Annotated in this window: 13 protein-coding genes; 9 read left to right on the forward strand and 4 right to left on the reverse strand. The window is 60.5% G+C overall.

From position 1 onward, the window contains the following. Nucleotides 1–71 precede the first annotated feature (71 nt). From DW754_RS02695 to DW754_RS02705, 3 genes are read right to left on the reverse strand one after another with little or no spacing between them, the layout of a single operon-like run. On the reverse strand, nt 72–491 hold the full coding sequence (locus tag DW754_RS02695; RefSeq protein ID WP_117758329.1) for an HI0074 family nucleotidyltransferase substrate-binding subunit: 420 nt from the start codon (nt 489–491) through the stop codon (nt 72–74). Beyond that, complete coding sequence (locus tag DW754_RS02700) at nt 478–765, reverse strand: nucleotidyltransferase family protein (protein WP_117655961.1); 288 nt, start codon at nt 763–765, stop codon at nt 478–480. The genes DW754_RS02695 and DW754_RS02700 overlap by 14 nt, the downstream gene beginning before the upstream one ends. 8 nt (nt 766–773) lie before the next feature. Then, the gene (locus DW754_RS02705; protein WP_099431873.1) at nt 774–1,205 is read right to left on the reverse strand and encodes an Rrf2 family transcriptional regulator; all 432 of its coding nucleotides are present in this window, start codon (nt 1,203–1,205) and stop codon (nt 774–776) included. Nucleotides 1,206–1,429: 224 nt separating this feature from the next. Here DW754_RS02705 and sufC point away from each other — a divergent pair, with 224 nt between their 5' ends. Genes sufC through sufU form a run of 5 tightly spaced genes read left to right on the forward strand, consistent with a single transcriptional unit; the run spans nt 1,430 to nt 6,675 of the window. Further along, nucleotides 1,430–2,230 (forward strand): Fe-S cluster assembly ATPase SufC, encoded by an 801-nt coding sequence (gene sufC, locus DW754_RS02710; protein WP_006235561.1) that lies wholly within the window; start codon nt 1,430–1,432, stop codon nt 2,228–2,230. Nucleotides 2,231–2,242: 12 nt separating this feature from the next. Continuing rightward, nucleotides 2,243–3,655 carry a Fe-S cluster assembly protein SufB gene (gene sufB, locus DW754_RS02715; RefSeq protein ID WP_022094821.1) on the forward strand — a complete coding sequence of 471 codons (1,413 nt, stop codon included), beginning with the start codon at nt 2,243–2,245 and terminating at the stop codon, nt 3,653–3,655. Continuing rightward, nucleotides 3,655–4,926, forward strand: coding sequence for a SufD family Fe-S cluster assembly protein (locus DW754_RS02720; RefSeq protein ID WP_117758330.1), 1,272 nt, complete (start codon nt 3,655–3,657; stop codon nt 4,924–4,926). The genes sufB and DW754_RS02720 overlap by 1 nt, the downstream gene beginning before the upstream one ends. Further along, nucleotides 4,923–6,248, forward strand: a complete 1,326-nt coding sequence (locus DW754_RS02725; RefSeq protein ID WP_199411429.1) for an aminotransferase class V-fold PLP-dependent enzyme — start codon at nt 4,923–4,925, stop codon at nt 6,246–6,248. Before DW754_RS02720 ends, DW754_RS02725 begins: the two co-directional genes overlap by 4 nt. Continuing rightward, nucleotides 6,241–6,675, forward strand: a complete 435-nt coding sequence (gene sufU, locus DW754_RS02730; protein ID WP_117758331.1) for a Fe-S cluster assembly sulfur transfer protein SufU — start codon at nt 6,241–6,243, stop codon at nt 6,673–6,675. Before DW754_RS02725 ends, sufU begins: the two co-directional genes overlap by 8 nt. 658 nt (nt 6,676–7,333) lie before the next feature. Here the strand turns inward: sufU and DW754_RS02735 are convergent. Continuing rightward, nucleotides 7,334–8,146, reverse strand: coding sequence for a transposase (locus tag DW754_RS02735; protein WP_117758332.1), 813 nt, complete (start codon nt 8,144–8,146; stop codon nt 7,334–7,336). Between the two features lie 403 nt (nt 8,147–8,549). Between DW754_RS02735 and DW754_RS02740 the strand changes: the two genes are divergently transcribed. From DW754_RS02740 to DW754_RS02755, 4 genes are all read left to right on the forward strand, one after another. After that, complete coding sequence (locus DW754_RS02740; RefSeq protein WP_006235554.1) at nt 8,550–9,284, forward strand: iron-sulfur cluster assembly scaffold protein; 735 nt, start codon at nt 8,550–8,552, stop codon at nt 9,282–9,284. Nucleotides 9,285–9,302: 18 nt separating this feature from the next. Next, nucleotides 9,303–10,307, forward strand: coding sequence for a GGGtGRT protein (locus DW754_RS02745; protein ID WP_117640944.1), 1,005 nt, complete (start codon nt 9,303–9,305; stop codon nt 10,305–10,307). A 256-nt stretch (nt 10,308–10,563) separates the two neighbouring features. Beyond that, the gene (locus DW754_RS02750) at nt 10,564–12,090 is read left to right on the forward strand and encodes an FAD-dependent oxidoreductase (RefSeq protein ID WP_117758333.1); all 1,527 of its coding nucleotides are present in this window, start codon (nt 10,564–10,566) and stop codon (nt 12,088–12,090) included. Between the two features lie 161 nt (nt 12,091–12,251). Then, nucleotides 12,252–12,614: a BRO family protein gene (locus tag DW754_RS02755; RefSeq protein ID WP_117758334.1), complete on the forward strand. Its 363-nt coding sequence runs from the start codon at nt 12,252–12,254 to the stop codon at nt 12,612–12,614. Nucleotides 12,615–12,621: the final 7 nt, after the last annotated feature.

Below are 12,621 nucleotides of genomic sequence, written 5' to 3' on the forward strand. Positions count from 1 at the left end.
ACCCGTTGTTGCACAACAACCCCTCGGTAAACGGCAACAACCCTCCGCGAAATCCGCGAAATCTAAAGGAATTAAACAAACTGGTCGTCGGGCACCAGAAGAAGATCGCCGTAGCGTCCCATCAGCCCGTCTCTCAACCGACAGAAAGCGGGGATATAGACGTTTAAGATACGCTGAATCAAATCTTGAGCGAGCTTGTTGTCATAGATATGGACGTTCGTATTGCGGTCTCTGAGCATATCTAGCCATGCCGCCTCATCAATAAAGTCGTAGAATCGGTAGGCTTCCTTCAAGATGGCACGAGGAGACCCCGATGCAGCAAGCGTGGCGCCCTCATACTCGAGCAGACGTTTAAGGAGCTTCCAGCTCAGTTCAAACTGAAGGTTGAACTTATTAATCAATCCACTCTGAACAAAATCATTGCTAAGATCCTGATTGGGTGCATCCTCAAGATTCGCCAAGGCGCTGGCAAAGTTCTCATATTTTTTCATACAGAATCACACCATCCCTGGCAATTTCATCGAGCAATTGCTGCGATAAGGACTCATCCAGATTGACGACGTCTATATCTAAAAGAGTATCAAGACGCTCCTCTATCAGATATGAGAAACGGTCGAAATCCCGGCAACCTGCTACAGCAATATCAATATCGCTCTTAGGCAAGTTGTCACCGCGGGCACGAGAACCAAACAGCACAACCCTCTCGGCGTCACATTCCCGAGCAAAAATCTCAATTTGCTTGTACACCTTGTCGAGAGATACCATCTGCAGCCCTACAGCTTAATGTCGAAGTTGATCTCGGGGACGGCAGCAAGGTCGGCCAACGTCACGCCGTCGACGTACTTTTCGATCACGTCGTCCAGACCGCGCCAGAATTTGACGGTCGAGCAAAGATCGCTGCGGGCGCAGCTGTTGTCGATGCCATCGCACGCCACCGGAGCCGTGCTGCCTTCGACGGCGCGCAGGATGTCGCCGGCACGCACCTCGGCCGGGTCCTTGGCCATCATGTAGCCGCCGCCCTTGCCGCGCACGCTCTTAAGTAGGCCCGCCTTCATGAGCGGACGAACCAGCTGCTCCAGATACTTTTGCGAGATACGCTCGCGGTCGGCGACCTCGCGCAGAGCGATCTTGCCCTCGGCGTCGCCCAGCGCTGCGATATAGATCATCAGTCGGAGGGCATAGCGGCCCTTAGAAGAAATGAGCATACCTACCCTCCCATCGCATCTTGGACAACATAACCAGGTTTGTTTGTCCCAAATCTTAAGTAAGTGGGACAAACACAACAGGTTATTTTGTCCCACATCTAGAAAAGTCGAGTGGATTAGTCGGGTTTTCCCTTGACTAACGCCGAACCCATAGTAACTTTATTCCGAGAAGATTCCTAGGGTTTCGTACACCCATGAGTACACCATATACAGAGAGGGACAGCATGAGCGCAAATCCGCTGCTTTCCATCGAAGGTCTAACCGCCTCCGTGGACGAGAAGACCATCCTCCACAACGTCAACCTTAACGTCGCCGCCGGCGAGACCCACGTGTTGATGGGACCCAACGGCGCCGGCAAGTCCACCCTTGGCCACCTGGTCATGGGCGACCCCGTCTACACGGTCAACGACGGCCGCATCGTCTTTGACGGCCAGGACATCACCGAGCTCACCACCGACAAGCGCTCGCGCGCCGGCCTGTTCCTGAGCTTCCAGGCCCCTGTCGAGATCCCCGGCGTGCCACTGTCGAGCTTTTTGCGCGCCAGTATCGCCGGCCGCCCCGGCCTGGAGATGAAGGGCAAGGAATTCCGTCGTCGCGTCAAGGAGCTCGCGGCCGAGCTTAACATGGATACCGCCTACCTCAACCGTGAGCTGGGCGTGGGCTTCTCGGGCGGCGAGAAAAAGAAGGTCGAGATGCTCCAGCTTCTGCTGCTGCAGCCCAAGCTCGCCATCTTGGACGAGACCGACTCCGGCCTGGACGTCGACGCCCTGTCCACCGTCAGCCACGGTATGGACGCCTACCGCAAGAGCTGCGACGGCTCCATGCTCATCATCACGCACAACACGCGCATCCTGGAGCACCTGGATGTCGACCGCGTCCACGTTATGGTCAAGGGCCACATCGTGCGCGAGGACGATGCCTCGCTGATCCCCTGGATCGACAAGAACGGCTTTGAGACCTTCGAGCGCGAGGCCGCCGAGCAGCGCGCCCAGGCCGAGGCCGCCGCTGCCGAGCAGCAGGCGTAAAGGGGCGACGCAATGACCAAGAACCGCACCGAGGTCGCGGACATCGACCGCAGCCTCTACGACTTCACCTACGGCGAGGAGGGATTCGAGCGCCTCGACGCCGGCATCACGCCCGACATCGTGCGCGAGATCAGCGCCAAGAAGGACGAGCCACAGTGGATGCTCGATCTGCGCTTAAAGTCCCTCGAGATCTTCAATCGTTTTCCCGACCCGACGTGGGGCCCCTCCATCGAGGGCCTGGACATGGACAACATCGTCACCTACGTCAAGCCCAACACCGACCAAAAGCACGACTGGGAGTCGGTGCCCGACGACATCAAGAACACCTTTGAGCGCCTGGGCATCCCCGAGGCCGAGCGCAGCTACCTGGCGGGCGTCGGCGCGCAGTACGACTCCGAGCTGGTCTACCACAACATGCAGGACACCGCGTCCAAGATGGGTATCGTCTATTCCGGCATCGAGGAGGCCCTGCACGACCCGCAGTGGGAGCCGCTCATCCACGAGAAGTTTATGACGCTCATCCCGCCCACCGACCACAAGTTTGCGGCCCTGCACGGCGCCGTATGGTCGGGCGGCTCGTTTGTCTACGTGCCCAAGGGCACCAAGTTGGACTTCCCGCTGCAGAGCTACTTCCGCCTTAACGCCAAGGGCGCCGGCCAGTTTGAGCACACGCTCATCATCGTCGAGGACGACGCCGACCTGCACTTCATCGAGGGTTGCTCCGCGCCCAAGTACAACGTTGCCAACCTCCACGCCGGCGCCGTCGAGCTCTTTGTGGGCAAGCGTGCGCACCTGCGCTACTCGACCATCGAGAACTGGTCCAAAAACATGTACAACCTCAACACCAAGCGTGCGCGCGTGGACGAGGATGGCGACATAGAGTGGATCAGTGGCTCCTTCGGCAGCCACGTGGGCTACCTCTACCCCATGAGTGTGCTCAACGGCCGCCGCGCCCGGTCGAGCTTTACCGGCATCACCTTTGCCGGCGCCGGGCAGAACCTCGATACCGGCTGTAAGGTCGTGCTCAACGCCCCCGAGACCTCGGCAACCGTCGAGACCAAGGGCATCTCCAAGAGCGGCGGCATTCAGACCTTCCGCAGCTCCATCGTGGCCACGCCCAAGGCCGAGGGTTCCAAGGCAACCGTGAGCTGCCAGTCGCTCATGCTCGACGACCAGAGCCGCTCCGACACCATCCCCGCCATGGACATCCGCGCCAAGAACGTCGACATCGGCCACGAGGCCACCATCGGCCGCATCGGCGACGACAAGGTGTTCTACCTGATGAGCCGCGGCATCTCGGAGGAAGAGGCCCGCACCATGATCGTCAACGGCTTTGCCAACCCGGTCTCCAAGGAGCTGCCGCTGGAGTACGCCGTCGAGATGAACAACCTGATCAAGCTCGAGATGGAAGGAGCGATCGGATAATGAAACAGGAAACCAACACCGCTGCTACCACCCTTGAGCAGGTCAACGCGATGCCGGCTGCCACTTGGGGCTGGCTGAAGATGAATCAGACCAAGCTCGAGCTCTCTGACGAGCTTGCCGCCGCTCCCGCGGAGGCCGTTGAGGTCGAAGGCTTGGGCGAGCAGTTTATTGGCGTGACAGACGCGTTCGACGCCGCCATGGACGCCATGGCCGAGCGCTTCCCCGAGCGCCGCTCCTCCGCCCCCGGTGATGCCGCCGACCGCGCCCGCATCACGCCCGAGACCGAGCTCGACGTGCCCGCCACCTCCGTCTACCAGGCCGGCGCCATCAAGCTCGAGGAGGAGCTCTCCCCTGCTGAAGCCTTCGAAACCGGCATGGGCGAGGCTGCCTACGCCTACTTGGCCGAGCACGCTACCAAGCGCATCGTCATCGATGTGCCCGCATACCAGCACGCCACGGTTACCGTGCGTGTGAGCGGTGTCGATGCCGCCGCGGCCATCGCCGCCATCGACGTCGTCGCTCGCCCGCAGGCAACGCTCGACCTGCATATTGCCCTAGACTCTCCTGTTACCGGCGAGGGTGTCGTGGGCTCCGTGCTACGCGTGTGCGCCCACGAGTACGCCACCGTCAACGTGACCTGCACGCAGACACTCGACGACAGCTGGATCGCACTCGACGACACCGGCCTGTTCCTGGACGAGGGCGCGCGCGTCAACGTGCAGCACACCGTCCTGGGTGCCGGCGCCAGCGCCACCGGCCTTGCCGGCGACCTGCTGGGCGACACCGCCAAGGTGACCATCGATACCGATTACCTGGGCGCCCGCGAGCAGGTGCGCGACTTTAACTACGAGCTGCGCCACCGCGGTCGCAAGACCGAGTGCGAGATCGACGCCAACGGCGTGCTGACCGGCACGTCCAAGAAGGTCTACCGTGGCACCATCGACCTCGTGCACGGCTGCAAGGGTGCAACCGGCACCGAACGCGAGACGGTGCTTTTGGCCAACAAGGGCGTCGACAACAAGACCGTTCCCGTCATTCTCTGTGACGAGGACGACGTCGCCGGCAACCACGGCGCCACCATCGGTCACGTCCGCGACGAGCAGCTGTTCTACCTCGCCTGCCGTGGCCTTGACCAAAACGCCGCCGAGGACCTGTTCATCCGCGCCAAGCTGGAGGACGCCGCGCTTTCCGCCACCGACGAGCGCACCCGCGCCGCCGTCGTCCGCCTAGGCAACAACCTGATCGACAACTTTGAAGAGGAGCTCGCATGATCGACACCGAGCACGTTAAATGCGATACCTGTACTGCCCCCGAGCCCATGGAGCTCGACGCCAGCGACGAGGCTTCGCGCGGCTGGCCCACCGTGGACATCGAGACCAACCCCTACAAGGGCCAGTTCCCGCTGTTCCAGCAGCACCCCGAGATCGCCTTCCTCGATAGCGCCGCCACCGCGCAGCGCCCTGCCTGTGTGCTCGACGCCGAACGCGACTTCTACCAGCGCATGAACGCCAACCCCCTGCGCGGCCTGTACTCGCTGTCCGTCGAGGCCACCGACGCCATCGCGAAGGTCCGCCAGCAGATCGCTGACCTCATCGGCGCCTCACAGGCCAACGAGGTCGTCTTCACCCGCAACACGAGCGAGTCGCTCAACCTGGTCGCTAAGAGCTTTGCGCCCACAGTGCTCGAACCGGGCGACGAGGTCGTCATCACCATTATGGAGCACCACTCCAACCTGATTCCGTGGCAGCAGGTCTGCCGCGAGACCGGCGCCAAGCTCGTCTACCTCTACCCCACCAAGACCGGCCAGCTCACCACCGAGGAGGTTCTTGCCAAGGTGGGTCCCAAGACCAAGATCCTAGCCGTGGGACAGGTCTCCAACGTGCTGGGCGTCGAGAACCCGGTCAAGAACCTCGGCAAACTCGTGCACAAGTACGGCGGCTACCTGGTCGTCGACGGCGCGCAGTCGCTGCCGCACATGCCGGTCGATGTGGCCGACCTGGGCGCCGACTTCTTTGCCTTTAGTGCGCACAAGGCCATGGGCCCCATGGGCATCGGCGTGCTGTGGGGCAAGATGGACCTGCTCAACGCCATGCCGCCCATGCTTACCGGCGGTGAGATGATCGACTCGGTTACTGAGCAGGACGCCGTCTGGGCTCCCGTCCCCGAGAAGTTCGAGGCCGGCACGCAGGACGCCGCCGGCATCTTCGCCACAGGCGCCGCCCTCGACTACCTCGTCAACACGGTGGGCTACGAAAACATCCAGGCACGCGAGCAGGCACTCGTCCACTACCTGATGGGCGAGCTCATGCAGCTCGACTTTGTCCAGATCATCGGCTCAATCTATTGGGATAACCACCACGGTGTCGTGAGCTTTAATGTCAAGGGCATCCACCCGCACGATGTCGCGAGCATCATGGACATGGACGGCGTCTGCATCCGCGCCGGTCACCACTGCGCGCAGCCGCTGCTCACCTGGCTGGGCGTCGAGAACCTTGCCTGCTGCCGCGCCAGCGTGGCCTTCTACAACGACAAGGCCGACATCGACAAGTTCATCGCCGGCCTGCATCACGTTTGGAGCACATTCAATGGGTAATCTGTACACCTCCACCACATTTATGGAGCACAACTCGCACCCCGACTATAAGTACGAGATGGATGCTCCCACGCACGAGCACGACGGCATCAACCCCAGCTGCGGAGACGAGCTCACCTTGCAGCTGCGTGTCGAGAACGGCGTGATCGAGGAGGCCTCCTTTACCGGCCACGGCTGCGCCATCAGTCAGGCCAGCGCCGACATCATGGCCGACCTCATCACCGGCGAGACGGTCGAGGAAGCGCGTCGCTTGGCAGGGCTCTTCCTCGCCATGATCCGCGGCGAACAGCTCTCCGAGGAGGACCTGGAAGATCTGGACGAGGCCGCCCAGCTCCAGGACATCTCGCACATGCCCGCCCGCGTCAAATGCGCCGAGCTCGCCTGGCGCACCCTCGACGGCATGCTCGAGGGGCAAGCAAACCAGTAGCGTATGCCCCGAATCCAAGGTTTTTGATTGCCGAGCCGCCCGATACGGGCGGCTCTGTTTTTTCTAATGAGCGCGAACGCACAAAGTCCGCGCGTCCGGCACCCCGTCTGTCATTTACCACACAGCCAGACGCGAACACGGGCGTTTTCCACAGCACCAAAGGCCTGCGGCAGGGCCACGAGCACGCCTAGCATCGTCCCATGCCCCATCCAGCTGGGCTCCGATTCGCTTCGCGCCTGCTGCAGACGGGTCCCATAGGGAGCGGCGTGCATTTTTGCGAGTATTCAGCACGCCAAGCTGTGTGTATACGCATCGAAAGCGTTAATCAACGTCTCCAGGCGCATATATAGTGCGTTTTAGAACAAGCATCGTGGTCTCAGGGGCGCAAACATGAGCTTCGGGAGCGCATCGGCAGGCATAAATAGCTTCGGGGCCCGTATGTTGCAAAATTGCGACGGTAGTGGCAGTACCGCGATGCTGAAAACTCCATTTTTTGCACGGCGCAGATGGGGGTAGGCACGGGCAAACCCGGACTGAGCCCTTATTTTATGCAAGATGGCGATTGTTCTAAGCATATTAAGAAGTGCAGTTGCCGCACCAAGCTTTTGAACGCTTGTTGCGGCGTATGGACGACCCCATCTGCGGCGCACAGGCGACCCTACATCACGTTTCCGCCAGTCCGCATCGCCGTCCGCGCGCGGGCACGCACAATACGAGAGACGGTACTTTTGCCAATCCCGGTATAGCGCTCAATCTGGCGCACCGTGAAACCGGCATCGTGCAATCCAAAAATAACGGTATCGCGCTGCGCCGGCGGTGCGGCTTTAACCCCGCGAAGCGGAACCCCGAGTTCCTTAGCCATCTTGCCGGCAAAGGCGTGGCGTTCCCACTCCGTCTCTTTCATATCGCCCAGCGCTGGCTCGCCGCCGTCGGGCGTCGAAAGTGAATAGGCAATAAAGCCCTCGGCAGAACCAAAGAGCTCAAGCACGCAAGAAGGATCAGAAAATCCCCTCGCGACATCAGCCGCGTCACCGTCGTAAGCGCGCAAATGCTCCGCAAAGCTGCTCCAGGGATAACGCTCGATTAGGCCAACGCCCGCCTCCTGTGGATCGGCGTGTACGGAGCGAATAGCCTCCATCACCTGCCAGTCGGTATCGAGCGAGCGCCGGTCAAAACGGTTCTGGAACAGATGACCTGTGCGCCCCGTGCGTTTATTGAACCGCCGCGCGTACGTCAAAAGCAGCCGGTGCATCGCCGCGCTCATCGCGTCCTCGTAATCTGCCAGCACCAGATGCACGTGATTGCCCATAAGACACCAAGCGATAACCGTGACGCCTGCCTCCCGGCAGCAGTCGCGCATCAACTCCAAAAACTCCCACCGGTCTTCATCGCCCTCAAAGATGAGCTGCTTGCCCGTACCGCGGGCACAGACATGGTAAAAGCCGGTAACCGTTCTCCAAACGCGCTGCATGGCGCTCCCTTCGCCGGGATCTGCTTGCCATCCAATACAGCACGATTGAAGCGTGCCATCAAAACATCCACGCAAAACAATAGACTCGCGCGGCCAAAGGCAGTAAATAGGCGGCGAACGGCACCGTTGCAACAGGTCAGCCCCTGCAACGCTTACAAGAGCTGACCAAAAGCTTGCCCAAGACGAACCCCCTCTACGGAAGTTCGCGACCACAGAACATAGAGTTAAACCGTTTCAATTTAAACTTCCGGACTTCTCGCTACGAAAACTGAGCCGTTCGCCGAATATTCCGTGCATTTCGCGGTATTATAGGGGCTGCATGTCATGTCCCTTTCGAAGGGTCGCCCGGCAATCGCCAGCCACGACCCCCAGACGGGACGCCAACACGATAGAGAGGAGAGGCATGCAGTACTCACAGGAAGTGGAGAACATGTGCCCCGTTGCCAAGGGTGCATACCACGGCCCCGCACCCATCCCCGAGGAGGGCAAGTGGGTCCAGGCTAAGGAGATTTCCGACATCTCCGGTCTTACGCACGGTGTGGGTTGGTGCGCACCTCAGCAGGGCGCCTGCAAGCTCACGCTGAACGTCAAGGACGGCATCATCGAGGAGGCCCTCGTTGAGACCATCGGCTGCTCGGGCATGACCCACTCTGCCGCCATGGCTTCCGAGATCCTTCCCGGTAAGACCATCCTCGAGGCCCTCAACACCGACCTCGTCTGCGACGCCATCAACGTTGCTATGCGCGAGATCTTCCTGCAGATCGTTTACGGCCGCAGCCAGACCGCGTTCTCCGAGGGCGGCCTGCCCGTGGGCGCCTCCCTCGACGACCTCGGCAAGGGCCTTCGCTCTCAGGTCGGCACCATGTTCGGCACCAAGGCCAAGGGCGCTCGTTACCTCGAGCTCGCTCAGGGCTACGTCACCCGCATGGCTCTCAACGACAAGAACGAGATCATCGCTTTCGAGTTCCTGAACCTCGGCAAGTTCACCGACGCCGTCAAGGCCGGCAAGACCCCCGAGGAGGCCATCGCTGGCGCTATGGGCCACTATGGTCAGTGGGAGAACGCTGCCAAGTACATCGACCCGCGCACCGACGAGGAGACTCACTCCGTCGCCAGCGTGTTCCCGGTTCACGAGTAGAAAGGGAGGGAAATAACTATGACTGTTACGTTCGAAGGTTACGAGCGCCGCGCTGACAAGATCAACAAGTGCCTCGCCGACAACGGCATCGCCTCCCTCGAGGAAGCTCTGCAGATCTGCACCGACAAGGGCTTCAACCCGCGTGAGATCGTCAACAACACCCAGTCCATCGCCTTCCAGAACGCCGAGTGGGCCTACACCCTCGGTTGCGCTCTCGCTGTCAAGCGTGGCGCCAAGTCCGCTTCTGAGGCTGCCGCCATCATCGGCGAGGGCATCCAGGCCTTCACCGTTCCCGGCTCCGTCGCCGAGGACCGCAAGGTCGGTCTGGGCCACGGCAACTTGGGCGCTATGCTACTCTCCGACGACACCGAGTGCTTCGCCTTCCTGGCCGGCCACGAGTCCTTCGCTGCCGCTGAGGGCGCTATCGGTCTGGCTCTGAACGCCAACAAGGCTCGTAAGAAGCCGCTGCGCGTTATCCTGAACGGTCTGGGCAAGGACGCTGCTCAGATCATCGCCCGCATCAACGGCTTCACCTATGTGAAGACCCAGTTCGACTACTACACGGGCGAGCTCAAGGTCGTCGAGACCATCCCCTACTCCGATGGTCCCCGCGCTGCCGTTAACTGCTACGGCTCCGACGACGTCCGCGAGGGCGTTGCCATCATGTGGCACGAGAACGTCGACATCTCGATCACCGGTAACTCCACCAACCCCACGCGCTTCCAGCACCCCGTCGCTGGCACCTACAAGAAGGAGCGCATCGAGGCTGGCAAGAAGTACTTCTCCGTCGCTTCTGGTGGCGGCACTGGCCGTACCCTGCACCCGGACAACATGGGCGCCGGCCCTGCCTCTTACGGCATGACCGACACCATGGGCCGCATGCACTCCGACGCCCAGTTCGCCGGTTCTTCCTCCGTGCCTGCACACGTCGACATGATGGGTCTCATCGGCATGGGCAACAACCCCATGGTCGGTGCCACCGTCGCCTGCGCTGTCGCCGTCGAGGAGGCCCTCAAGGCCTAATCGCGCCCGCGCGATGCTCATACAGTTGAGCTTTGGAGCCGCTACCTTTCGAGGTAGCGGCTCTTTTTGTTTACGCTGTCGCAGGGTAGCTAATGCCGATATATCAGTTGGGGCGAAATACGAGATGAGACGAGATGGAACGTCAGAGTGTCCATGACGCCCACCTGTCATATTTGCCCTTTACCGATTTGCCGAGTCTTTGCGATACCTTTGCCGATCACCCGTGCGACAATGCGCCGGACGAGAAAGGAATCCGATGGAATCGACTGATGTACTGGTAATTGGATCTGGCATTGCGGGCCTTTGCGCCGCCATCGAAGCGGCACGCACGGGTGCAGCCGTCACTGTGGCAAGCGCCGGCAAGACCATGAGTGGATCGAGCTTCTTCCCCGGAACCTGGGGCCTGGGGCTTATCGGACCCGTTAACGAAGACGACGAACAAGACTTCATCGACACCATTCAGACCGTTGGTGGCGGCGTCGCCGACCCCGAGCTTGTCCAGACGTTTGTGCACGGCATTCCCCAGGCAATTGAATGGCTCGAGCAAGACCTGGGCGTTGAGCTCCAGCGTCCGCAAAGCGCTGAGAGCGCTCAGCAAAAGCAGTTTATTCCCTGCTTTGACCACAAGACGCGCATGTGGCGCGGCCTCACCCGCAAGCCCCTTGAGGACGCATGTATGGCCCAGATCGAGTCGCTCGGCATTCGCCTGCTCCCCCGCCATGAGCTTATCGATCTTGTTGAGAACACGAACGGCAGAATCACCGGAACCGTGCTCTACGACCTTACCGAAAATCGAATCGTGCCCTTTGCTGCCAAGGCCACGATCATCGCAGCCGGTGGCACAGGCGGCCTGTTCGAGCGCAGCCTTACGTCGGCTGATGTGCTCAGCTCCTCGCAGGCCATCGCACTGGCGCACGGCGCATCGCTTACTAATATAGAATTCATGCAGATGATGCCCGGCTTCATCGAGCCCAAGCGCAACCTGGTCTTCAACGAGAAAACCTGGCGCTACGTACATGTAGACCAGCCGGTCGATATTGCCGACGGCAAGCTAAACGATCTGCTTGAGCAGCGCTCTGGATATGGTCCTTTCACCTCGCGCTTGGCCTCCCGCGCCATCGACCTCGTCATAGATCAGGCAGGTGCAGAGGGCCTGGCGCTCCACTACGACTTCCCCCGCGAGGACATCCCCGAGTTTGTGCAGACCTTTGCCACCTGGCTGCAAGACGAGCACGGCATCGCGCCGACCGACGAGATGCGCGTGGCGATGTATGCCCACGCCGCCAACGGCGGTATCAAAATCGACAAGACCGCGTACGCAGGCGTTGAGGGCCTCTACGCCTGCGGTGAGGCAACAGGCGGCATGCACGGCGCCGACCGCATCGGCGGCTTGTCGAGTGCCAATGGCATCGTGTTCGGGCGCATTGCGGGCGCATCGGCAGCCCAAGCAGCGCTGGACGCTCCTGAGGCGGCCGCACCGATGGATATCGCCCTCCCCCAGCATGGCATAGCTACAGCAGACGCCGAGCGCCTGACCCGCTGCCTCAAACGCACAATGAGTACCTACTGCATGATCAACAGGACCGAAGCGGGTCTATCCAAGGCCCTGCAACAGCTTGAAAGCCTGCAAGACGACGCAACGGCGCTGAGCAAGCCACACGCCAATGACAGCGAAATCGCAGCCCTCGCCCGCCTGCAATCGCAGATTCAACTAGCACAGGAAATGGTCAAAGCCATGCGCAAGCGAACCGAAAGTCTCGGATCGCACTATCGAGCGAATTAAACTGGACACCTATCTAAAGCAAAACACAACTAATCGATATCTATGGGCCCCGTGAACTCGAAGTGGCACGGGGCCCATTCGTGTCCGCACGGCAGCGTATCCTAATTCTGAATACAGAGCGGGCAAAGCCCGCATAGACAATAGGCCAGCGAGGAGGAGATATGGACAGTAGAGATATCGAGAAGTGGCGTGTCAAACTTGATAGCTACGCCAATGTGGCAGACGGCGTTGAGTATTGGCTCGCACGCGATTTAATGGAACCCATGGGGTACACTCGATGGGAGAACTTTGCCGAAGTTGTTAAGAGGGCAAAAGTCTCGTGCGAAACAAACAAAACTCCAGTTGATTCCCATTTTCGTGACACCACGAAAATGGTAACTGCCGGTGTCGCCGCTCGCGCGGTTAAAGACTACAAACTTACGCGCTATGCATGCTATTTAATCGCCCAGAACGGAGATTCAAACAAGCAAGAAATCGCGCTCGCACAGGCGTACTTCGCCGTGCAGACGCGCCGGTTTTACTGATCCCCAG

Source organism: Collinsella sp. AM29-10AC (assembly GCF_003469085.1).
In the GTDB taxonomy this organism is placed as follows: Bacteria; Actinomycetota; Coriobacteriia; order Coriobacteriales; family Coriobacteriaceae; genus Collinsella.

What these genes read in the sequence shown, in the direction of transcription:
- DW754_RS02740 (WP_006235554.1), top strand. Translation starts at nt 8,550, where the DNA reads ATGCAGTACTCACAGGAAGTGGAGAACATGTGCCCCGTTGCCAAGGGT.
- DW754_RS02720 (WP_117758330.1), top strand. Translation starts at nt 3,655, where the DNA reads ATGAAACAGGAAACCAACACCGCTGCTACCACCCTTGAGCAGGTCAAC.
- DW754_RS02745 (WP_117640944.1), top strand. Translation starts at nt 9,303, where the DNA reads ATGACTGTTACGTTCGAAGGTTACGAGCGCCGCGCTGACAAGATCAAC.
- DW754_RS02735 (WP_117758332.1), bottom strand. Translation starts at nt 8,146, where the DNA reads ATGCAGCGCGTTTGGAGAACGGTTACCGGCTTTTACCATGTCTGTGCC.
- DW754_RS02725 (WP_199411429.1), top strand. Translation starts at nt 4,923, where the DNA reads ATGATCGACACCGAGCACGTTAAATGCGATACCTGTACTGCCCCCGAG.
- DW754_RS02750 (WP_117758333.1), top strand. Translation starts at nt 10,564, where the DNA reads ATGGAATCGACTGATGTACTGGTAATTGGATCTGGCATTGCGGGCCTT.
- DW754_RS02695 (WP_117758329.1), bottom strand. Translation starts at nt 491, where the DNA reads ATGAAAAAATATGAGAACTTTGCCAGCGCCTTGGCGAATCTTGAGGAT.
- sufC (WP_006235561.1), top strand. Translation starts at nt 1,430, where the DNA reads ATGAGCGCAAATCCGCTGCTTTCCATCGAAGGTCTAACCGCCTCCGTG.
- sufB (WP_022094821.1), top strand. Translation starts at nt 2,243, where the DNA reads ATGACCAAGAACCGCACCGAGGTCGCGGACATCGACCGCAGCCTCTAC.
- DW754_RS02755 (WP_117758334.1), top strand. Translation starts at nt 12,252, where the DNA reads ATGGACAGTAGAGATATCGAGAAGTGGCGTGTCAAACTTGATAGCTAC.
- DW754_RS02705 (WP_099431873.1), bottom strand. Translation starts at nt 1,205, where the DNA reads ATGCTCATTTCTTCTAAGGGCCGCTATGCCCTCCGACTGATGATCTAT.
- DW754_RS02700 (WP_117655961.1), bottom strand. Translation starts at nt 765, where the DNA reads ATGGTATCTCTCGACAAGGTGTACAAGCAAATTGAGATTTTTGCTCGG.
- sufU (WP_117758331.1), top strand. Translation starts at nt 6,241, where the DNA reads ATGGGTAATCTGTACACCTCCACCACATTTATGGAGCACAACTCGCAC.